The sequence below is a fragment of the Streptomyces sp. NPDC034111 genome (assembly GCF_055575375.1).
The window spans coordinates 36681-58140 of the sequence record NZ_JBVIST010000030.1 but is presented as its reverse complement, the minus strand read 5'-3'; the positions used below and the strand labels follow the sequence as shown (position 1 = coordinate 58140).

20 protein-coding genes are annotated in these 21460 nt (G+C 72.1%); 13 read left to right on the top strand and 7 right to left on the bottom strand.

The features are described 5' to 3' along the window. Window positions 1-144: 144 nt before the first annotated feature. Genes ACZ55A_RS36015 through fabI form a run of 3 tightly spaced genes read right to left on the bottom strand, consistent with a single transcriptional unit; the run spans window position 145 to window position 2986 of the window. Complete coding sequence (locus ACZ55A_RS36015) at window positions 145-1662, bottom strand: class I adenylate-forming enzyme family protein (protein ID WP_468849164.1); 1518 nt, start codon at window positions 1660-1662, stop codon at window positions 145-147. Further along, window positions 1659-2210, bottom strand: a complete 552-nt coding sequence (locus tag ACZ55A_RS36010) for a MaoC family dehydratase (protein WP_468849162.1) — start codon at window positions 2208-2210, stop codon at window positions 1659-1661. The genes ACZ55A_RS36015 and ACZ55A_RS36010 overlap by 4 nt, the downstream gene beginning before the upstream one ends. Before the next feature lie 5 nt (window positions 2211-2215). Beyond that, complete coding sequence (gene fabI, locus ACZ55A_RS36005; RefSeq protein ID WP_468849161.1) at window positions 2216-2986, bottom strand: enoyl-ACP reductase FabI; 771 nt, start codon at window positions 2984-2986, stop codon at window positions 2216-2218. A gap of 394 nt (window positions 2987-3380) precedes the next feature. On the opposite strand from fabI, the gene ACZ55A_RS36000 reads away from it, so the two are divergent. Further along, a complete protein-coding gene (locus tag ACZ55A_RS36000) occupies window positions 3381-3635 on the top strand; it encodes an acyl carrier protein (RefSeq protein WP_468849159.1) in 255 nt (84 codons plus the stop codon). A gap of 727 nt (window positions 3636-4362) precedes the next feature. After that, on the top strand, window positions 4363-4905 hold the full coding sequence (locus ACZ55A_RS35995) for a 4'-phosphopantetheinyl transferase superfamily protein (protein WP_468849157.1): 543 nt from the start codon (window positions 4363-4365) through the stop codon (window positions 4903-4905). A 66-nt stretch (window positions 4906-4971) separates the two neighbouring features. Here ACZ55A_RS35995 and ACZ55A_RS35990 read toward each other — a convergent pair whose 3' ends face one another. Then, entirely contained in the window at window positions 4972-6246 is a 1275-nt protein-coding gene (locus ACZ55A_RS35990; RefSeq protein WP_468849156.1) for a helix-turn-helix domain-containing protein, read from the bottom strand. Between the two features lie 380 nt (window positions 6247-6626). Here ACZ55A_RS35990 and ACZ55A_RS35985 point away from each other — a divergent pair, with 380 nt between their 5' ends. Together ACZ55A_RS35985 and ACZ55A_RS35980 are read left to right on the top strand one after the other, a co-directional pair. After that, window positions 6627-7871 (top strand): aldehyde dehydrogenase family protein, encoded by a 1245-nt coding sequence (locus ACZ55A_RS35985; protein WP_468849154.1) that lies wholly within the window; start codon window positions 6627-6629, stop codon window positions 7869-7871. After that, on the top strand, window positions 7868-9580 hold the full coding sequence (locus tag ACZ55A_RS35980; protein ID WP_468849152.1) for a thiamine pyrophosphate-binding protein: 1713 nt from the start codon (window positions 7868-7870) through the stop codon (window positions 9578-9580). Before ACZ55A_RS35985 ends, ACZ55A_RS35980 begins: the two co-directional genes overlap by 4 nt. 639 nt (window positions 9581-10219) lie before the next feature. Here ACZ55A_RS35980 and ACZ55A_RS35975 read toward each other — a convergent pair. Both ACZ55A_RS35975 and ACZ55A_RS35970 read right to left on the bottom strand, forming a co-directional pair. Beyond that, window positions 10220-11056 carry an ABC transporter permease gene (locus ACZ55A_RS35975; RefSeq protein WP_468849151.1) on the bottom strand — a complete coding sequence of 279 codons (837 nt, stop codon included), beginning with the start codon at window positions 11054-11056 and terminating at the stop codon, window positions 10220-10222. Between the two features lie 13 nt (window positions 11057-11069). Beyond that, window positions 11070-11948, bottom strand: a complete 879-nt coding sequence (locus ACZ55A_RS35970) for a DUF1707 SHOCT-like domain-containing protein (protein WP_468849150.1) — start codon at window positions 11946-11948, stop codon at window positions 11070-11072. Window positions 11949-12064: 116 nt separating this feature from the next. Between ACZ55A_RS35970 and ACZ55A_RS35965 the strand changes: the two genes are divergently transcribed. Beyond that, entirely contained in the window at window positions 12065-13312 is a 1248-nt protein-coding gene (locus ACZ55A_RS35965; protein WP_468849148.1) for a helix-turn-helix domain-containing protein, read from the top strand. A gap of 60 nt (window positions 13313-13372) precedes the next feature. On the opposite strand, the gene ACZ55A_RS35960 is transcribed toward ACZ55A_RS35965, so the two are convergent. After that, window positions 13373-13552 carry a DUF5708 family protein gene (locus ACZ55A_RS35960; protein WP_468849147.1) on the bottom strand — a complete coding sequence of 60 codons (180 nt, stop codon included), beginning with the start codon at window positions 13550-13552 and terminating at the stop codon, window positions 13373-13375. 432 nt (window positions 13553-13984) lie between these two features. On the opposite strand from ACZ55A_RS35960, the gene ACZ55A_RS35955 reads away from it, so the two are divergent. The 8 genes from ACZ55A_RS35955 (at window position 13985) to ACZ55A_RS35920 (ending at window position 21383) form a co-directional block, all read left to right on the top strand. After that, window positions 13985-15286: a beta-ketoacyl-[acyl-carrier-protein] synthase family protein gene (locus ACZ55A_RS35955; RefSeq protein ID WP_468849146.1), complete on the top strand. Its 1302-nt coding sequence runs from the start codon at window positions 13985-13987 to the stop codon at window positions 15284-15286. Window positions 15287-15315: 29 nt separating this feature from the next. After that, window positions 15316-16032 carry a GNAT family N-acetyltransferase gene (locus ACZ55A_RS35950; protein ID WP_468849144.1) on the top strand — a complete coding sequence of 239 codons (717 nt, stop codon included), beginning with the start codon at window positions 15316-15318 and terminating at the stop codon, window positions 16030-16032. Beyond that, the gene (lanKC, locus tag ACZ55A_RS35945) at window positions 16029-18749 is read left to right on the top strand and encodes a class III lanthionine synthetase LanKC (protein WP_468849142.1); all 2721 of its coding nucleotides are present in this window, start codon (window positions 16029-16031) and stop codon (window positions 18747-18749) included. The genes ACZ55A_RS35950 and lanKC overlap by 4 nt, the downstream gene beginning before the upstream one ends. After that, window positions 18750-18836: a class III lanthipeptide gene (locus tag ACZ55A_RS35940; RefSeq protein ID WP_199838955.1), complete on the top strand. Its 87-nt coding sequence runs from the start codon at window positions 18750-18752 to the stop codon at window positions 18834-18836. A 124-nt stretch (window positions 18837-18960) separates the two neighbouring features. Continuing rightward, window positions 18961-19047, top strand: coding sequence for a class III lanthipeptide (locus ACZ55A_RS35935; protein ID WP_199838955.1), 87 nt, complete (start codon window positions 18961-18963; stop codon window positions 19045-19047). A 114-nt stretch (window positions 19048-19161) separates the two neighbouring features. Beyond that, the gene (locus ACZ55A_RS35930; RefSeq protein ID WP_468849182.1) at window positions 19162-19248 is read left to right on the top strand and encodes a SapB/AmfS family lanthipeptide; all 87 of its coding nucleotides are present in this window, start codon (window positions 19162-19164) and stop codon (window positions 19246-19248) included. 79 nt (window positions 19249-19327) lie between these two features. Next, window positions 19328-19414, top strand: a complete 87-nt coding sequence (locus ACZ55A_RS35925) for a class III lanthipeptide (protein ID WP_218039239.1) — start codon at window positions 19328-19330, stop codon at window positions 19412-19414. Between the two features lie 118 nt (window positions 19415-19532). Next, window positions 19533-21383, top strand: coding sequence for an FAD/NAD(P)-binding protein (locus ACZ55A_RS35920; protein WP_468849141.1), 1851 nt, complete (start codon window positions 19533-19535; stop codon window positions 21381-21383). Window positions 21384-21460: the final 77 nt, after the last annotated feature.

Sequence of the window (21460 nt, the reverse complement as noted above, 5' to 3'; positions counted from 1 at the left end):
AGTAGCAGCAGAAGCAGGGAAGACGCGGTAGGGAAGACGTAGAAGCAGAAGCAGAAGCAGGGAAGACAGCCGCAGGCGCAGAGACTGTTCCACGTGAAACATCCACAGACTTGACGTCCAACCACCTGCACCACGCACGGAGTTCTACTGCCCGGCCCCCAACCGGGGCACCGGTCCCGGACCTACTCCCAGCTCCAGCCCGAGTTGTGCACGCAACGCCCGCGTGTCCGGCTTTCCGTTGGCGGTGAGCGGGAAGTGGTCGACGACATGGACCGCGTTGGGCTGTTCGTACTCCGCGAGGTGTTCGGCCAGCCGCCGGCGCCAGATGAGCGGGGCCTCGCCCTTGGGGTCCGCGACGACGAAGTGCAGTGCACTGCCACGTCGTTGGTCATCGACCGCCAGCACCTTGACCGGACGTCCGCAGGCCTCGGCGCGGCGCTCCAGGCTCTCGGGGTAGAGCGTGAACCCCAGCCGGTGGACGGCCTGATTGCGGCCCACCACGCGTACGGTGCCGTCGTCGTCGACACTCCCCAGGTCGGCCGTCGGGTACCAGGCGTCCGGGTCGACGGGCGTGACTGAGCCGTCCTCTTGGAGGTAACCGGCCATCACGCCGGGCGAGCGCACCTCGATGCCGCCGAGTTCGCCGGGGGCGGCAGCGGTGCCGTCGGGGCGCACCACGCGTAGCCGTACGCCGGGCAGCGGGCGCCCGCAGCCGTGCGGCAGGTCCGGGGTGGCCAGTGCGACATTGCCGAGTTCCGTCAGACCATAGCCGTCCAGCAACGGACGGCCCATTGTCGTGTGGAAGGACTCGGCCAGCGGGGCGGGCAGCGGTGCGCCGCCCACGCCCCAGATGCGTACGCCCGCGAGCCCGGCGCGTACCTCCGGGCGGCGGCGGACCACGCCCAGGAGCGAGTGGTACGTGGACGGTGCGGCGTCCACGGCGGTGGCACCGTGCGCGGCGGCCTGGGTGACCGCCGCGTCGAGCCGCTGGTAGGGGGTGACCAGCAGGGTGCAACGGGCCAGCCACCACAGCAGGATCACCGAGAGCCCGTACTGGTGTGAGAAGGGCAGCAGCGGCGCGAGCACATCGTCCGCGCGGTAGCCCATGGCCTGGATGGTGCGCAGCGAGTTGTCGAGGACGGCGTGGCCGGGCTTGACGATGCCCTTGGGGCGCCCGGTGGTGCCCGAGGACCACAGGACGAGCGCGTCGGGCCGGCGGAACCAGTTGGCCAGATCGACGTCGGCGGGCGGAGGCGGCGGGGCGTCGGCGGTCAGCCGCGGGTAGTGGATGATGCGCCGGTCGGGGATGCCGGGGAAGCCGGCCGGGCGGTCGGCAGCGGTGACCAGCCAGCGGGCGTGGGCCTGGTGGGCGGCCGCGGTGGCGTCGGCGGCGGAGAGCCGGTGGTCCAGCGGGATGAGTGAGGTGTCCAGATGCATCAGGGCCAGCAGCGTCAGTACGTAGTCGACGCTGTTGTCGCCCTGGACCAGGACCCGGTCGCCGGCCCGGATGCCGAGTTGGCGCAGGGCGCCTGCGGTGGTCCGTACCCGGCCTGTGAGCGCCGGGCCCTCGAGGTGGCCGCGGTCGCCGAGCGGTGCCGCCGTGGACGCCGCGCCGTTGACGAGCCGGGCGGCGGCGACCGGAGGGGCGATGGTGTCGGTCATGGGTGCTCCGATCCCGTGGGGTCGAGGGGGCGCCGCCCGGGCCGCGCGGGGGCGGCCGGGCACAGCAGCGAGGAGGTGGTGGTGGCCACCCACAGTCCGTCCGCGTCATGGAACTCGCAGTCGACGGTGAGGAGCCGCCGGCCGGCGAGCGTGGTGGAGCCGGCCAGGCGGACGGTCGCGTGGAGGGTGTCGCCGGCGTGTGCGGGGCGGGCGTGGCGCAGCGACTGAGAGCGGTGCACCGCGCCGTCGGTGGTGAAGCCGCCCCAGGCGCTGAGGAGTTGGTCCTCGGCATGGGCGGCGAGGGTGGCGAGGTAGGTGGGCGGCGCGAGGGTGTCCGGGTGTCCGAGGGCGCGTGCGGCGGCCGGGTCGGTGTACGCGGGGTGGGGGTCACCGAGCGCGGCCGCGAAGGCGGCGATCCGCTCCCGGTCGAGGGCGTACGGGCCGCAGCGGAGGCTGCTGGGCGGCGCGGGGGCGGGGGCCGTCGGCGGGATCGGTACGGCCGGTGAGCCCGATGCGGTCGCCGGCTGCGCCGCCGCGTTCTGCGTCATGGTGGTCAGTCGCCGATCATGTGGTGGCCGCCGTCCGCGTGCACGATCTCGCCGGTGGTGGCGGGCAGCCAGTCCGACAGCAGGGCCACGCACGTACGGGCGACCGGCTCGGCGTCGTGCGGGTCCCAGCCCAGGGGGGCGCGGGTCGCCCAGCTCTTCTCGAAGGACGGGCCGTCGCCGCCGATGCCCCGCGCGGCGAGCGTGCGCAGCGGTCCGGCCGCGACCAGATTGGCCCGGATGCCCTGGCCGCCGAGGTCGCGCGCCAGATAGCGCGAGCAGGCTTCGAGGCCTGCCTTGGCGACGCCCATCCAGTCGTAGCCCGGCCAGGCGCGGGAGGCGTCGAAGTCCACCCCGACGACCGAGGCGCCGGGGCGCAGCAGCGGGCGGCAGGCCATGGTCAGCGCCACCAGGGAGTAGGTCGAGGTGTGCAGGGCAGCGGACACATCGCGCCACGGTGCGGTCAGGAAGCCGCCGTCCAGGCAGTTCGCGGGGGCGTTGGCGACCGAGTGCAGCACCCCGTCGATCCCGTCGAGGTGGGCGCCGACCCGGTCGGCGAGGGTGCTGAGCTGCGCCTCGTCGGTGACGTCCAGTTCCACGACGGGGGGCTCCTGCGGCAGCCGCCGGGCGAGCCGGGCCACCAGACTCGGCCGCCCGTACGCGGTGAGGACGATCTTGGCTCCCTCTTGCTGGGCGAGCCGGGCCACCGCGTAGGCGATCGAGCTTTCGGTGATCACACCCGTGACTACCAGCCGCTTTCCGTCGAGCAGACCGCTCATGCGGTTCCTCCGTCTGACTCGGTCTCGACTCCAGAGTCACCAAACATAACTCAAGAGCATTGTCCTGCCTTGGTCTTGAAAGACCGTCATTGACAACCTATCGGACCTCCAGTTGACTAGCACAGTCAAGTGTAGTCAAAAGAATGACACTTAAGTCACGGAGGATTCCTGTGCCGTGCGGGAGCACGTCGCTTCTCGGCGCCGCCGCGTGCGCCGAGGTGCCCGCTCCCCGCCGGTGACGTCCCGGCGCGCTCCGGCCTCGTCGCCGCCCCACAGCCCCACCTGAGGGTCCTGTACGACCCCGAATCACCGGAGGCCGGCCCGCTCCCGCCGCGCGGAGCCGGGACCCGCACCGGACCAGTAACACCCGCCATTCCACAGAGAGGTGACCGTTATGACCGTCCCCACGCGCGAAGAGATCGTCGCGGAGCTCGCCGGAATCCTGCACGAGGTGGCCGGCGTGCTGCCCGCCGAGGTGACCGAGGAGAAGTCCCTGGTCGAGGAGTTGGACGTGGACTCCCTGGCGATGGCGGAGGTGATCGTCGTCGCGGAGGAGCGGTTCGGGGTCACACTGCCCGAAGAGGAGATGAAGGACATGCGTAGGGTTTTGGACATAGTGCTCCGCGTGGAGAAGCAGTTGGCGTCCTGAGGCGACCCCGCGCCGTGCGCGCCACAGGGGCCAGGGGCGGTGCGCTCCCGCCGGTCCGCGGAGCCCGGAAGGAGCGCAGCGCCCACCGGATGTGAGGGACGGTCAGGTCCACCCGGGAGCGGTCGGCCGACCGCCGTGAACCGCGGCGGGACCGCGGAACGGCAAGGCAACGGCCGCGCGAGAACCGCAGAAGAGCCGCGGCGAAACCGCGGGGTGACCGCAGATCAAACTGCGGAGCAATCACGGATCAAGCAGCGGTCAACGCGCCGGGAGCCGCAGATCACCGCCTCGTGACAAGGGGCTAAACTTGGCGAAATCTGGTAATGACTGGCGCTAAACCGAAGTTGATTTTCGGTCGATGCTTGTTGACGCAGGCATAGACCAGGGTTACCTTGAAGATCTCCAGAGGGTAAATCAAATCGACTCAGTGCACTGCTTTCCCGGATGCGACCGATCCGCGGAAAGGAGACATGGTGCGAGGGGATCTATGCGGGGGGACGAGCCTTTCTGTGGCGCGCATTCACTCAACCATGACGGCAGCCGCGACAGTCCGGCCGGTACGGCCAACCTGCCGTACCCTGGCGGAAGTTGGGACCCGTCCCGTACATCCGAATTAGCCGACGGCGGTTTACACATATTCTCGCTCACGGCCGGCGACATTCGCGAAGTCGACTGTTTGACGGCCTTTCTCGGACGGTTACTGCATTGTTCTCCGCATGATATTCCGGTGATCCCCGACGGCTTCGGACGGCCGGTGTCCGCCGAACCGCCCCCGTCCATCGGCTGGCCTCCGGGCGCCCGCCTTTGCCTCGGCATCGCGGCGGACCCGGCCCGCCAGCTCCTGGCCCTGACCCGGGACCTCCCGGTGGCCCTGTCCGTGCACACCGTTCCGTACGGCCCGGTGGGTGAACTGCTGCTCCCCTTCACCCCGTTGGAGCGCCGCCACGTCCAGGAGGCACCGGCCGACCGGCGGGCCCACCGGCTGGCCCAGCTGTGGACCCGTAAGGAGGCGGCGCTGCGGCTGACCGGCCCGGGCGGGCTGGCCCTCGCCGACGAGATCGATGCGCTGAGCGAGGCGCGGGACGGCAAGGTCGTGATCCCCGCATCCGCCGCCCACCCCGGAGGCGTCGCCTACGTCCGCGATCTGCCCGCAGGCCCGCAGACGGTGGCCGCCGCGGCCACCGTCACCCCGGCACCGGGCATACGCATCTGGCGCGCGGACGACCCCGACGACCCCTACGGGCCCGCGGCCCCGGCGCCCGGCAGCTGACCACGGCCCACGCCGCCACCCGGCCCCCGGTACCGGCCCGCACAAGGCCCGGCCCCGTCCCCGCCGTCAAGGCATCAGCACCGCATGCGGATCCGGGCCCTCGGCACCACGGCCGCCGGCGGTCAGCTCGCGCCAGGTCTCCAGGGCCAGCCGGAAGGCGCCGGCCTGCTCGTAGCCCTCGGCGGCCAGCTTGAAGTCGGCCTCGGCGGCCTCCTCGGAGCGGTCCGCACGATGGGCGCGGGCCAGGTGCAGCAGACAGCGGGCACGGTCGAGCGGCGAGAGACCGGCGGAGCCGAGGTCGATCGCGGCGGCCTGCTCGGCGGCGTCCATCGGCCGGTTGTGGCGCAGCGCCGCGGCCGTCTCCAGCACCGCCAGCCAGGTCCTGGCGGACGGCGTCCCGACCAGCGCGGTGGCCTGCCGGACACGCGCCAGCAAGGCGTCGGCCTCCTCCGGCGGGCCGGCGGCGAGCGCCAGCAGCGTACGGGCCCGGGCCAGCCGCAGCCGGAGCCGTACCCCGTCCGTCGTGGCGAGCAGCTGCTCCGCCTCGGCCAGCAGCTCCAGCGCCCGCTCCGGGTGACCGCCCAGGTACTGCGCACCGGCCACCGCCCACAGGGCGCTCGCCCGCAGCTCACCGGCGGGCAGCGGGGCGACCTGCGCGCTCAGCTCCGTCCCGAGCTGTTCGGCGCGGTTCCACTCCCCGCTGTCGACGGTCAAGGACAGCAGCGCCACCCGGGCCTGGGCCGGCTCCGGACGGCCGGGCTCCAGTTCGCCGGTGACCCGTACCGCCTCCTCGGCGAAGCGCACGCCCTCCGAGAGGCGGCCCGCCGTGCGCAGCAGCTGGGCCAGCTCGATGGCGACCCGGGCGTGCAGCACCGGTGCGGAGCGGGTGAGCGGATCGTCGAGGAGCCGGCGCAGCGCCGCTTCATGGCGGTCCGGTTCGTCGAGCCGGCCGAGGACGGTGGCCAGCTCCCAGCGGGCCTCCCAGCGCACCTCGTCCTGTCCCTCGCCGCCGGCCTGCTCCACCACGGACTCCAGCTGTCGGCGCGCCGCCTGCCAGTCGCCGGCCAGTGCACTGGCGCGGGCGGCCACCAACTCGCCGACCAGGCCCAGGCGCTGGGTCAGCCGGTCGCCCGGTTCCTCGGTGGCGGTCAGTGCCTCGACCGTCGTGCCGAGCCGCTCGGCGATGGACCGGGCGATCTTGGCACCCGGGATTCTGCGGCCGTTCTCGACCAGCGAGACATAGCTGGGGGAGAGATCGTCCCCGGCGAGGTCCCCCTGGGACAGACCCTGAGCGCGCCGGGCCTCCCGCACTCGCTTCCCGAAAGCAGGCTGCTCAATCACCAAGAAAATCGCTCGCAGTTGAGTTGGGCGTACGGACAGTGACGGTGGTCGGGCTCCGACGGACGGAACGCGGTGACCGGAGTCTACTCACCGGACGCCCGCGCGGGGGTGTTCGTGGACGACCGCCGCCGGCCAGTGAGTCATTTTTTGTCATTTGCGGAGCTCGGCATTCCCCTTCTCTGTTCGAGCGTGTTGCGACAGCTGAGAGGCCTGTCCAGTGGCTGTACGCAGGGGAAGGAGGGGGTGCGACAGAAGCTGTTGTGCGAGCAAGGACGGGAACGCTTGTCATATGAGCCAGTCGAGTGCAATGACTTTACTTGACAATAAATGACAATTGGCTGACGCTGACCCTCCATGGACTACGCCCCGAGGAGGGACATATGAGCTCCGCTCCCGCATGGCCGACCGTGGCCGCCGAGCCGGAGGAGGACAGCCTCGCCAGCCGACGCGCGGCGGCCGTGCACCGGGTCCGGGACTTTCTGGTGAACGACGCCGGTACCGTGCACGAGCTGCTGTGCGAGATCTCCACCCACAGCGCCGCGCGCTACGAGATCGAGTCGACCATCGCCACCCTCGAAGGGGCCCTGGACGAGGTGGCCGCACACCGGCCCGGCCGCGTCTCCCGCCTGGCCGCCTTCATGCCGTCGAACGTCATCCTCTACTCCTACGCCCTCTATCTGCTGGTGCCCGCCCTCTACACAGAGCGCCTGGTCTTCCGCCCCTCCAGCCGCGTCAAGGACCAGATGCTCCGGCTGCACACCCTGCTGGCCGAGCACCACCAACTGCCGCTCACCCTCACCACCGTGAGCCAGCGCGACTTCCTGCACGACCATGTACGCCCCGCCGATGTCGTGGTCTTCACCGGTGCCTACGCCAACGCCGAGCAGATCCGCGCCCAGCTCTCCCCCGGCCAGCTGTTTCTCTTCCTCGGCTCCGGCGTCAACCCGTTCGTCGTCGCGCCCGGCGCCGATGTCGAACAGGCGGCCCGCGACGCGATCGCCATCCGGGTCCTCAACACCGGCCAGGACTGCCTGGGCCCCGACCTCTTCAGCGTCCATGAGTCGCTGCTCGACCCGTTCGTCGACGCGCTGGTCAGCGAGTTGAAGGGGCTGCGCTACGGCCCGTACTCCGACCCGGACGCCGACTTCGGGCCGATCTTCTACGAAAGCGCGCTGGAGGACGGCGCCCAGTTCCTCGCCCGCAACCGTCGCGACATCGTGCACGGCGGACACGTCGACTTCCGCGCCCGCCGGCTCGACCCCACCGTCGTCGTCGGCGAGGAGGTCACCCCGCGCACCCACGTACCGGAGTTCTTCGCCCCGATCTTCAACGTCGCGTCCTACCGCGACGAGGACGCGCTCGCCGCCACCCTCACCACCGGCATGTTCACCGAACGCGCCCTGGGCTCCAGCGTCTACGGCCATGCCCCTGCGCTCGTCGAGGCGCTGCGCCGCCGCACCACCGTCACCCTGGACACCACCCTGCTGTCCATCGACGACGGCAACGCCCCCTTCGGCGGCTACGGACGGATGGCCAACTACATCTCCGACGGCCAGGAGGTGCGCGCCGAGCCCGTACTGATCTCCAAGGCCGTCGCCACCTACGGCCCGGGAGCCGCCCGATGACCTCCGTCACCCACCCCACCGCCTGGGCCGCCCTCGCCGACCACCTCCGCGACCTCGGTACGAAGGCGGTCTTCGCGCTGCCCGGCGACGACATGGCGCTGCTCGGCGAGCTGGAGAGCACCGACACCCGGGTCGTGCTCTGCCGCGACCAGCGCAACGCCCTGTTCATGGCGACCGGTTACGCGCTCGCCGCCGGCCGCCCCGGCGTCTGTGTGATCGGCAAGGGCCCCGCCCTGACCAATGCGCTCACCGGCGTCCTGGAAGCACGCTCCGCCGCCGCACCCCTGATCCTGATCGCCGACGGCACCCGGCTCGACCGGCTCGGCACCGGCGCCTTCCAGGAGCTGGACCAGCTCACCGCCGTCCGCCCGTATGTGAAGTGGGCGACCCGGGTCGATCACGCCGAACGGCTGCCCGGCGCCCTGGAGAAGGCCGCCGCCCTCGCGGTCAACGGCACCCCAGGGCCCGTCTACCTGGAGCTGGCCGAACAGATCGCGGCCGAGCCGGTCACCCGCAGCGGGCCCTGGCGCCCGGTCACGCCCCAGCGGCCGGGCCCCGACCGGGCCGCCCTGGCCACCACCGCGCGGCGGATCGCCACCGCCGAACGCCCGTTGCTGCTGGTCGGTGGCGGTGCCCGGCACCGCAACACCGGCCGCCGCATCGAGCGCCTCGCCGAACGCCTCGGCGCCGGCCTCTTCACCACCGCCTCCGGCCGCGGCACCGTCGCCGAGGACCACCCGCTGTACTGCGGCGTCAGCGGTCTCTACACCGCCGCGCCGATGGACGCCCTGTGGCGCGAGACCGACCTGGTCATCGCCCTGGGCAGCCGCCTGGAGGAGACCGCCACCTTCGGCTGGCCGGACGAGGCCGCCCAACTCCCCGTCGTCCAGGCCGTCCTGGGCGAGGAGAGCCTGGTCATGGAACGCCCCGGAGACCATGTGCTCGGGGACGCCGGACGGATCGTCGACGGCTGGGCGGAGCTGCTGGCCGGGCACCGGCCGGACAACGCCTGGCCGGAGCGGGTCCGCACGGTACGGGCCGCGCTGGCGCAGCGCGCCGAGGACCGTGCCGAGGAGGCCGAGAAGCGGGTGCCCGAAGGGGCCGTCCCGGTCTCGCAGGTGCTGGCCGCCCTCGACCGCGCCGTCCCCGCCGACCGGGTCCTGGTCCAGGAGAACGGACTCCAGGACATGTGGTCGTACTTCTTCCCGCACTACGCGCTCGGCGCCGGCGGCGGTTCCGTCGTCCCCAGCGAGCAGACACCGCTGGGCTTCGGCGCGGCGGCCGCGGTCGGCGTACGGCTGGCCGAACCGGCCGGCCGCCCGGTGGTCGCGGTGGTCGGCGACGGCGCCTTCAACCTCTTCCGCGCCGAACTCCCCACCGTCGCCGACTCCGGAGCCGCGGTCCTCTACGTCGTCCTCGACAACGGCGGCTACGGCTGGCTCCAGTCCAACCTCGACCGGGTCTCCGGCCCCGACTCCCGCTTCTCCTTCACGGCCCCGCGCCCCACAGGGACGGAGGGCCTGACCCGCGCGTACGGCTTGGGCTACCACCAGGTGACGGCCGCGGACGCGTTGCCCACGGCGCTCACCGCTGCCTGGCGCGAGGTCGTCGCCGGCACGACGTCGGTGGTCGAGGTCGCGGTCGCCCTCCCTGACATGCCGCCGGGGATGGCTGGGGCGGATGGCGACTTTCCGGTACGACCGGATTAATCCCACGTTGTTGTCCGTCCCGCCGTGCGTGTTCTCGCCGTTGCTCCCCCACTGCCTGAAGGGCGTGGGAGGTACCCCCACGCGGCGGGCGGGGCCGCTGCGCGGAGCTGTCGGGTGCGGTGACGGACCTCCGGGGCCTGGTGTGTGGACTGCTTCGCTTTACGTCCACACACCAGGCCTCTCCGGCCCGTCCCCTCCCGTGGGTGGGTGGAAGAAGACCGTGGGGGTGCATGTAAGCGGGCGGGTGCACGCTCGTGGATCCAGTCACAGCAACTGGAGATGAATGGCCCGCCCCCACCGTCCTGTTCCCACCCACCACGGGAGGGGCCGCGCCGCAGGACGAAGTCCGGAGGAGCGGCACCGCACCCGACAAACCCACGCCCGCCGCCAGGCGCAATGGCGACAAGCCACCACGGCGCCGCAGCCGAAAACGTGGGAGGCCCCGCCAAGGGCGCAACGGCCACAAACCACCACGGCGGGACAGCCGAAAACGTGGGAGGGCCGCCAAGTGCAACGGAAGGCCGTGGGCCCGGCCCTCCAACCCGGGGGTAGTCGGAAGGGGCCAGGCCCACGCTTCGTACGGGGGGAGCCACGCCGGCGGCGTGACGGGGGTTGCGCTCCGCTCCGTACGGATCGGTGTCAGGTCTTGGCGTGGAACTTGGCGAGGGCCAGGGGGGCGGTGGCCGCGGTGAGGCCGAGCGACCACACCAGGGTCCAGAGCACCGGGCCGGCCACCGGGCCCTCGCCCAGGGCGAGTCCGCGGGCCGCGTCGGCCATATGGGTCAGGGGGTTGATACGGGTGAAGGCCTGGAGCCAGTCCGGCATGGTCGTGGGCGGTACGAAGATCGAGGAGCCGAACTGCAACGGGGTCAGAACGACGACCGACAGGCCCTGGACCGACTGTGCGGTGCGCAGGGTCAGGCCCAGCAGCATGAAGATCCAGATGAGCGAGGTGCCGAAGAGGGCGGTCAGCGCGACCGCCGCGGCGATGCCCGGCCAGCGGCCGGTGAAGCCGAAGCCCAGCAGGGCCGCGACGATCAGCAGCACCGTGATGGCGACCAGCATCCGGCCGGTCTCCACCACGATCTTGGCCAGCAGCACGGAGGAGCGGGCGATGGGCATCGTACGGAACCGGTCCATGACACCGGTGCGGAAGTCGTCGTTGACGCCGGTGCCCACGGCCATGGCGATGGTCATGCCGAGGAGCACCATCAGGCCGGGCACGAGGAAGGTGGTGTACTGCGCGCGGGAGCCGCCGGTGCCGAGCACCCCGCCGAAGACGAAGACGAAGAGCAGCGTCAGCACGATGGGCATCAGGAGCGCATCGGTCATCGACTCCGGGTTCCGCCGGATCTGGAGGAGGTTGCGGCGGACCAGGGCGCCGGTGTGCCGGGCCATGGCCCGCGGGCGTATCCGGCCCTCGTCGAGGAGCGGGGCGGACGGCCCGGGGCGGGGCAGGACCTGATACGACGTCACCGCTGCTCCCCCGTCAGGCCCGGCTGCGACGCTCGTCGAGCCACTTCTGCCAGTACGTACGGCGGTCGCTGCTGGGGTGGGCGACGATGATGTCGCCCAGGACGGCGGAGCCGGTGATCCGTACGCGCGGGGTGACGGCTTCCGGGCCGGAGTGCTCCCGGGTCAGATTGCGCACATCGCCCAGGACCTTGCTGCAGTTCATCTCGACCCGGACACCTTCCGGGAGCAGCAGATGGACGTCGCCGACGATCGCGCGGGCCGCGATGGTCAGTTCGCCGGTCGAGGGGGCGGGGGAGGCGCACAGGTCGAGGGTCAGGTCCCCGAAGAGCGCGGTGGCCTCGATGCCGTGTTCCAGGGAGGGGTTGTGGTGGGTGAGGTCGCCGAAGGCGGCGCGGAAGCTGCGCTGGCCGGTCGCGGTGCGGGCGGACTCGGGGGGCGTGACATGCGGCAGGTCCTCGCCGACCGAGCTCAACTCCTCGCGGGTACGGGCCAGATAGGCCGCCTCGGACCGCTCGGCCAGCTCTTCCAGGGTTAACCGGCCTTCCGCGGTGGCTTCCCTGAGCCGCTCGACCATGTCCTCGCGCTCGGCGTCCGAGGCCAGCACCGAGCGCGCCGAGCCGGCGGGCGGGGGCGCCACATCCTTGTGCAGATCGGGGCGTGGGGACTGCGTCATCGGTGGTGCCTCCGCAGGGTCCGGCAGTGGTGGGGTGTTGCTGACCTCATCGGACCACGTCATGGCGGTCCAGGACATCGCCGTGGGGTAGTACATCGAAAGGTTGACCCGCGGTGCCGGGGCACACAGTTCGGTGTACGCGTCAGCCGGTTTTTCGGTCCGGGCGTACTCGACGAAATGATCTCGGTACGGCTGGTGAAGAACGATGAAGGAATCCAAGTATTGGTCGACTTCTTCTTGACTGCTTGGTAAAGTGCCGAGCACTCATTGTGACTCGCCGATTTGATGCAGCCGGCCGAAGTCATCCACTGGTCCAAATCCGGAGGGTTTGTCGAATGCCTGAGCTGGCGGACACCGGGCGGCGAATCAAAGAGCTTCGGGTCAGCGCGGGAATGACACAGCACGACCTTGCCGGGTCCGAAATGTCGTCCAGCTACATCTCGCTCGTCGAACGCGGGAAGCGCATTCCCAGCGGCCGGGCACTCAAGATCCTCGCGGAACGCCTCGGGGTCGGCGTGGACGAAATATCCAGAGGCGCCGAACCGGTCGAAACCGCTGGCCGGGTCCGCCGGCTCGACCTGGTCGGACGATTGGTGGCGGCCCGCCGGCAATGGGAGGGCGGCGACGCCGAGGGCGCGCTGTCGGAATTCCAGGCACTGGCCGAGATTGATCCGGCCGGACGGCAGGACGACGTATTTACCGAGGCACAGCTCGCCATTGCCGAAATACTGGGCACGCTCGGCCGCGCCGACGAGGGTGCCGAGGTCCTGCTGCGGATGCTGGACGCGCTCGCCCCCGCGCCGTACGCCGAGGCCCGGCTGCGTGCGCTGATCGCGCTCGCCGACCTGCTGGAGTCGGCCGGCCGGGTCCAGGACGGTCTGCGTTATGCGCTCACCGGCTTCCTCGAATGCGCCGACCGGCGGCCCGGCAGCGGATTCCACTCGCTGCTCGTCCTCGACGTACTCACCCGCTGCGCCTATTGGAGCGGCTGCCCGGACTGGGCGCCCGATACCGACCACGGCCGGCCCTCGGCCGACGGGGCGTTCTCCGGTCCGCGGGCCACCATCGATCTGCACCGGGCGCTCGAACTGCGCGACCGGGGCGAGGTGGTGCGCGCCGCCGAGCTGCTGGGCGCCTGTGCGCGCCGGGTCACTCCGGCCGCCGGCTTCCCGCTCTGGGAGAAGATCAACGGCCGTTACGCCCTGCTGCTGCTGGAGCGCGGCGAGGCGGCGGCGGCCCGCACCATCGTCGAGCGCGGTCTGGTCGTGGCGTCGGTGGCCCAGGAGCCGGAGTTCCCGTTGTGGCTGACGACCGCGGACGCGGTCTGCGCGGCGGCGGCCGGGGACACCGACCGGCTGCGGGCGCTGGGCGAGGAACTGGCCGGGCTGCCGGATACCGGGCGCAGTCATGAGAAGGCCGCCGCGCTCTGGGAGATCGCGGCGGCGGGGGAGCGGGCGGGGGACCGGGAAAGGGCGGCCGGACACTTCCGGTATTCCGCGGAGCTGTTCCGGCGGGCCCAGGCGTACCGGCACGCCGAGCGGGCCCGGGAACGGCTGGCGGACCTCCTGGAAAAGCGCGGCTGACGGCCGCCGGGCCAAAAGCGCAGCGGCGCCGCAAATGCCGCTATTGCGACCGATGCGCGCCTATTTATTCGCCTTCTTTCCCAGGCTCAGGAGCGCGAACAACGCCTCCGCGCCGCCGACGATCGCCAGCACCAGACCGGCCTTGTGAAGCGAGACGACCGACGTCTCCACTTCCTTTGTGGTCAGCCACAGGATCAGTCCGATGATCGCCAGAACAATGCCTACTGCAATACCCTTCATGAACTCCCTCGTCCCTTGTGAAGGTGCCCCGCACGAGGGTGCGGGGCTGGTTGTACCGACCAGCGTCCCGTCGAACCGGGGCATTCGGATCATCCGCAGGTAGGCACTTTCCGCCGCACGGTCTGTCACTTTCTATGTACTCCGGGCCCCTACCTGGGGGTCCTCCGCTCCCGCCGGTGCGGCGTCCGGGCGCCGTCGCGCCGCCCTCGACCGCGGCGACCGGGCCCGCGTAGTCAATTTTCGTGACTCTCTTGGTCATGAGTCTGAGAGCGTTTTCGCTGGTACGGGGCTTGGGGGTGGGGTGGCTGGCGGATCCTCGACTGACTGACTCTTCGGGGATCTGTTGACAAGCCAATGACTCAGCTGTCATGTTTCTGGTCATGAGGACGCCCCGAGCGTGACAACGGGGCTGAAAATCAGGAGGCGGGTTTCATGGAGTTGCGCACGGATCGGCGACGCGTTGTCGTCACCGGCTGCGGCGTGGTGTCCCCGCTGGGAAACACCACCGCGGACTTCTGGGCCGCTCTTCTCGCCGGCCGTAGTGGTATCCGTACCCTTACCCGGTTCGACACCTCCGGCCTCCCCGTCCGGATCGGCGGAGATGTCACCGACTTCGACACCACCGGCTACCTCACCCCGCAGGAAGCCCGGCGCAGCGACAGCTTCACCCGGTACGCGGTGGTCGCCGCGGCGCAGGCGATGCGGGCCGCCGGCCTCGAATCGCCGGCCGGTGTCGACCCGCACCGCTTCGCCGCGGTCATCGGCTCCGGCTACGGCGCCGCCAACTCGATCCAGCAGCAGTACGACGTGCTGCGGGAGCAGGGCTCGCGGCGGGTCTCCCCGTACCACTCGGTCCTCACCGCCATCGACCACCCGGCCAGCCTGCTGTCCATCAAGTACGGCATCAGCGGCCCCACTTGCGCGGTCTCCGCGGCCTGCGCGACCGGTGCGGTGGCCATCGGGGAGGCGGCCGAGCTGATCCGGCACGGCCGCGCCGACATCGCCCTGGCCGGCGGCGCGGACGATGCGCTCACCGCCGTCGACCTGGCCGGCACCGCCAACGCCCAGGCCCTCTCCCGCCGCAACGACGACCCCGAAGGCGCCAGCCGGCCCTTCGACCGGGACCGCGACGGCTTCGTCATGGCCGTCGGCGCCACCGTCCTGACGCTGGAGGAAGCCGGCCACGCCGAGCGCCGGGGCGCCGAGATCCTTGCCGAGGTGGCCGGTTACGCCGCGACCACCGACGCCCACCACGCCACCGCTCCCGACCCGACCGGCGCCGGAGCCGTCCGCGCGATGCGCGGCGCACTCGCCGACGCGGAGCTCACCCCCGAGGACGTCGGACAGATCAGCGCACACGGCACCGGCACGGTCCTCAACGACCGCATCGAGGCCGCGGCCCTGCGCGAGGTGCTGGGACCCGACCAGCTGAGCCGTACGCCGGTCACCGCCGTCAAGAGCATGACCGGGCACATGCTCGGCGCCTCCGGAGCCGCCGAGGCCGCCGCCGCGGTGCTCTCCCTGAAGGACCGCAAGATCCCACCGATCCGCAACTGCGACCACCCCGAGGAGGAAGACCTCGACCTGGTCGTCAAGGGCCCCCGCGACTGGGACGGCGATGTCGTGCTGAGCAATTCCTTCGGATTCGGCGGCCACAACGCCGTACTCGTCCTCAAGCGCTACGCCGCACCCAGCGCACAGGACCCCATGCGCCCCACCCACTACACCCGTTGAGGAGGTAAACGACCGTGCAAGGACGACTGGTGACCTTGGAATGGCCCGGCGACGACGACTGGGCGGCGATCGCCTCCTGGCTGCGGCCCGGCTCGCCGGCCGCCGTACTCAGCGGTGACTGGGAGCCGGTGGGCGCTGCCGAGATCGAGCAGGCCAACCGCTCGGGCCGGGTCCACAACCTGGTGATCCGCACCAAGGACGGCGACCGCATCGGCACCGTCAGCTATCAGCGCTCCGGCCGGATCGGCGGTTTCACCGTCGGCGGTGCGATCGGCTCCCCCGAGCTGTGGCGCCGCGGCTACGGCGCGGAGGCCGTCGTCCTGCTCGTCGACTACCTCTTCCACCAGCTCGACGCGCACCGCGTGCAGGTCACCACCGCCGGCTACAACAAGGGCATCATCCGGCTGATGACCAAGACCCCGTTCGTGGTCGAGGGCATCCTGCGGGACCACTGTTACCTCGACGGTGAGTACCACGACGCGATCGTGTGGGGCCTGCTCCGCGACGAGCACTACGCCTCGCTCAAGCCCAGCGAGGACAACCGCGTACTGGCCGTCGGGCTCGCCGACTTCGTCTCCGAGGACGACAAGACGCAGGCCCGCGCCGTCCTCGCCGAGCACCTGGCGACCACCCGACGCACCGCGCTCGCCGCCTACCTCGACGACGCCGCCGCGACCGTGCGCAGCGCCGCACTGCCCGACGGTGCCGAGGCCGCCGCCCCCGCTCCCGCCCGGGGTGCCGCATGAGAGACGGCGCCGAGAGCTTCGCCCTGGCCGACCGCACCTTCTTCGACTGGCCCGGCAACTGGGACCTGGAGGCCACCCGCTTCCCCGCCCCGCCGCTGCCCGACGGCTGGACCCGCGACGACAACGAGGCCTGGACCTTCTGCCGCCCTGCCGAGGACCAACTCCCCGACCAGGGCTGGAAGATCCACGTCAGCGCGGCCCCCGACGACGCCCGCCGCACCCTCGCCGACGTCGCCGCCTACTGCACCCGGCACGGCATCGCCTTCAAGTACCTCAAGAGCGCCAACGTCCTGCGCGCCCTGAGCCGTAAGTACGCCCAGCGCTCCTCGGCAGGCAAGCTGCTGACCGTCTACCCCGTGGACGAGGCCGAACTGGCCCGCACCCTCGAAGGACTCGACGCGCTCATCGGCGGCCGCCCCGGCCCGTACGTCCTCACCGACCTCCGCTTCCGGCAGGGCCCGCTCTACGTACGCTACGGCGGCTTCCGCACCCACTACATGGAGGACGCGGACGGCGAGCTGGTCACCGCCTTCCACCGCCCCGACGGCACCCCGGAGCCGGACCGCCGCACCCCGGTCTTCCACACCCCCGACTGGGTCGAGGTGCCGGACGTCCTCAAGGACTCGCTGGCCGCCCGGCAGGCCCTGGACGACTTCCCCTACCGGATCACCGGCGCGCTCCAGTTCTCCAACGGCGGTGGCGTCTACCGCGCCACCCCGGTCGGCGCCGGCGCACTTGGCGCGGGCGAGCGCAGCGTCGTCCTCAAGGAGGGCCGGCCCTACTCCGGGACGGACGGCGTCGGCCGCGACGCGGTCAGCCGGCTCGCCCACGAGCACCGGATGCTGGAGCGGCTGGCCGGCCTCCCCGGGATCCCGCGCACCTTCGGCACCCTCCAGGTACGCGACCACCTCTTCCTGGTCCTGAAGGACATCGCGGGCCAGGACTTCCAGACCTGGCTCGCCGCCCACCACCCGCTGACCGTGCCCGACCCCGACGAACAGGCCGTGGCGCAGTACCGGGACCGCGCACTGGCCCTGTTCGGCAGGATCGAGGCGCTGGTCGCCACCGTGCACGGCCGCGGCATCCGGATCGGCGATCTGCACCCGGGCAACCTGATCATCAAGCCCGGTGACGAACCCGTCCTGATCGACTTCGAGGTCGCCGACGAGCTGGACCGGGCCACCCCGAGCAGCCTGGGCGCCCCCGGCTTCCACCGCGGCGATGCGACCGGCGCGGACGGCGACCACTATGCGCTCGCCGCGATCGGACTCTGGCTCTTCCTGCCGCTGGCCGCGCTCGGCGGCCTCGCCCCGGACAAGGCCCCCGCACTGCTGGCCACCGCGGCCGAACGGTTCGCACTGCCGGACTCCCTGGTGTCCCGGCTGGCCCCGCAGCTGGCCCCCAACGACAACACGACCTCCCCACTCGCCTCGTTACCAGGCACGTTCCCACCCGACGAGGTGCTCGTCTCCCTCGGCCGCGGGCTGCGCGACAGCGCCACCCCGCACCGCACCGACCGCCTCTACCCCGGCGACTTCGAGCAGTTCGTCGAGGGCGGCGCGGGCTTCGGCCACGGCGCGGCCGGCGTCCTGTGGGCCCGGCACACCGCCCTCGGGGAACGCGACGAGGAGGGCGCCGTCTGGCTGCGCGCCGCCGTCGACCGGGTCCCCGCCGAGCGGATCGGTTTCTATGACGGACTGCACGGAATCGCCTATGTCCTACGGGAGTTGGGCGACGAGGAGGCCGCCTGGCGCGCCCTCGACCGGGCCGCGGACCGCCTCTCCGTACGCCACTGCCCCAGCCTCTACCGCGGCCTGTCGGGCGTCGGCCTCAACCTGCTGCACTTCGCCGACGCGCTGGACAGCGACGCCCTGCGGCAACAGGCCCTCGGCCTCGCCGGCCGGGTCACCGAACGGCTGACCGCGGCCCGCACCGAACCCGTCGAACGCCGCCGCCGGCGCGGCTCCAAGGACGCCGCCGGGCTGATGTACGGCTGGTCGGGCGCCGCGCTCTTCCTCCTGCGCGCCCACCAGGCCACCGGGGACCCCGGGTTGCTGGACGAGGCGGTACGCGCCGTCCACCGCGACCTCGACCGCTGCTCCCCGGGCCCGCAGGGCACCCTCCACGTGGACGAGGGGTTCCGGCTCCTGCCCTACCTGGACAACGGCAGCGCCGGAATCGCCCTGGTGGCGGCCGAGCTGCTGGACCACCGGGACGACGACCGGATCCGCGAGGCACTGCCAGCCCTGCTGCGCGCCTGCGCCGCCGACTTCGTGATCGAGTCCGGACTGCTGGGCGGCCGCGCCGGCCTGCTCGCCACCCTGGCGCTGCTCCGCGACCGGGTGCCCGTACCCCGGGACGCGACGGAGCGGCCGGGCGGGCCGCCCCTGGAGCCCGCCGACACCGAGCGCTATCTGCGCCGGCATCTGACCAACCTCGGCCAGCACGCCATGACGTGGAACGGAGCGACGGTCTTCCCCTGCGACGGCCGCGCCCGGATCTCCATGGACCTGGCCGGCGGCGGCGCCGGCGTCCTGCTGGCGCTCTCCGCCACTGAACGGGGCACCCCGCTGCTCCCGTTCCTCACCGACTCGCGCTCCGCGGCGGCCGGTTACCCGGCCGCACCGGGACGCGGCGACGGCGCCCCGCGCGCCGTCACCCCCACCGCCCCGTCCGGGGCAGCGGGCACTGCGCACCGCGGAAGGGAGGTGTCGTAAATGACCATCATGGACCTTCAGGGCCTGGAGGTGCCGGGCGAGCGTGACGCTCAGGCGCTCGGCTCCACCGTCAGCGGCGGCTGCTGACGCGACGCCGGGCGGACCGTGCACGGTCGTGCACGGCCCACCGGCTCCAGGTGCCCCGCAACGGCACCTGGCACGTCACCACCGTGATCATCCGCCACGACGCATCGGAAGGGAGGTGTCGTAGATGACCATCATGGACCTTCAGGGCCTGGAGGTGCCGGGCGAGCGTGACGCCCAGGCGCTCGGCTCCACCGTCAGCGGCGGCTGCTGACGCGACGCCGGGCGGACCGTGCACGGTCGTGCACGGCCCACCGGCTCCAGGTGTCCCGCAACGGCACCTGGTACGTGATCATCCGCAACGCATCTTCGAACGGAGGTGTCGTAGATGACCATCTTGGACCTTCAGGGTCTGGAGGTGCCGGGCGAGCGTAATGCCCAGGCGCTTGGCTCCAGCTTCAGCATGAGCTGCTGACCCAGTGGTGTTCGGTCTCCACCACACCGTCTGTTCACCGTACACACGTCCACCGATCCGCGGAAGGGAGGTGTCGTAAATGACCATCATGGACCTTCAGGGCCTGGAGGTGCCGGGCGAGCGTGACGCCCAGGCGCTCGGCTCCACCATCAGCGGCGGTTGCTGACACGGCGCCCGGTGGTCCCGCACTACGGTGCGGGCCACCGGGCCCCTGTGTTCCTCACCTGAGTTCCACGGTCGTCGTGCACGTCTCGAACGGCCACCGGCCAACGGACGGAGGCCAGTTGAACCGGCACGCGGGACCGGCCCGCTCCCTCTGCGTCATCGGCTGCGGTCCGCGCGGCGCCTCGATCGTCGAGCGGATCCTCGCCAACGTCCCCGCCCTGTACGGCGACCGCCCCCTGGATCTGCACATCGTCGACCCCTGTCCGCCGGGCGCCGGCCGCACCTGGCGCACCGACCAGCCCGGCCTGCTGTGGATGAACTCCGCCGCCGAGCAGGTCACCGTGTACCCCGACGAGAGTGTGGACTGCGCCGGCCCGCCGCGCCCCGGCCCCACCACCGCCGACTGGCTCGACTCCCCCCTGCACGACGGTGCCTACGCCGCCCGCCGCGACCAGGGCCGCTATCTGCGCCACTTCTTCGAGACCGTCACCGACGCCCGCCCCGCCTCGGTCCGGCTCCACGTCCACCGCGCACGGGCGGTGGACCTGCGCCGGGTGACCGTGGACGGGCCGCGGGCGGCCGTGGACGGGCCGATACCAGGCAGTGGCTCTCCGCCCTCCCGCCAGCAGGTGATCCTCGACTCCGGCGAACCCCCGTTCCTGGCCGACCGGGTGGTGCTCGCCCAGGGCCACCTGGAGACCCGCCCCGACCCCGCGCCGCCCGGCCTGACCCGGATCGGCCCCGGCCCCGCGGACCCGGACGCACTGGCGGCCGTCCCACCCGGCGCACCGGTCCTCGTCCGCGGTCTGGGCCTGGTCTTCATCGACTGTCTGGCGCTGCTGACCGAGGGCCGCGGCGGCCGCTTCGTCCGCACCGCCCCCGGCGGCCCGCTGCGCTATCTGCCGTCCGGCCGCGAACCCCGGCTCTACGCAGGCTCCCGCCGCGGCATACCCCTGCCGCCGAAACCGGCACACCCCGCACCCTCCACCCCCGCGGCGCCGCCAACCGCCCCGCGCTTCGCCACCCTCAACGCCTGTCGCGCCCAACTCGCCCGCCCCGGCGCCTCGTTCGCCCGCGACATCTGGCCGCTCGTGCTGGCCGAACTGGGCTGGTGCCACTACCACGCCCTCTTCACCGAGCAGCCCGCCTGTGCCCGCACGACCTGGCAGGACTTCGACGCCCAGTACGCCCTGCTGCACACCGACCCCGAGCGGCTGGCCAAACTCGCCCGCGAGGCGGTCCCCGACCCCGCCGACCGGCTCGACCTGGACCGACTGGCGGACCCGCTGACCGGCCTGCGGTTCGACGACACCGACGACCTCCAACGGCAGCTGCGCGCCCATCTCGCCGAGGTCCTGCACCGCCGTACGGGACCCGCGCGCGGCGTCGCGACCGCCCTGGTCGACGGACTCCAGCGGACCGGCGCGGTCATCGAGGAGCTGTGGCGCTCCGGTGACCTCGCCGCCGACCAGGTCACCGAGGCGCTGGCCCACTTCGCGATCGGCACCCACCTCAGCTCCGGCCCGCCGCCCCTGCGCACCGCCCAACTGCTGGCACTGGCCGAGGCGGGCGTGGTGACGTTCGTCGGCCCCGGGATGCGGGTGGAGACCACGGTCGCCGGCGGCCGAGCGGTGTACCGCGCGACCAGCCCCGCCCTCCCCGGCGTCATCCACGAGGCAACCGTCCTGCTCGACGCCCGGCTGGCCGCGCCCACACCCGACCGGATCACCGACCCGCTGCTGCGCGCGCTGCTGTCCCGCGGCGAACTGGCCGAGGAGCACGGCGAGGACGGCGCAGCAAGCGGCATGCTGCGTCTCTCCGGCGCGGCCCTGCACCCGGTCGACGCGCACGGCACCACCCACCCCGACCGAATCATCGCGGGCCCGGCCCAGTTCCCCCGCCCGGCGACCAACGCCGTCTACTTCCGGCAGAACGATGCGATCGCGCGGGGGCTGCTCGGAGACGACTGAGCTCCGGCACTGGGCGCGCGTTGGAGCCGCGAGCGTTGAGCAAGCGGCTCCACCCCCGCCCCAGCCGAAGCAGTCGA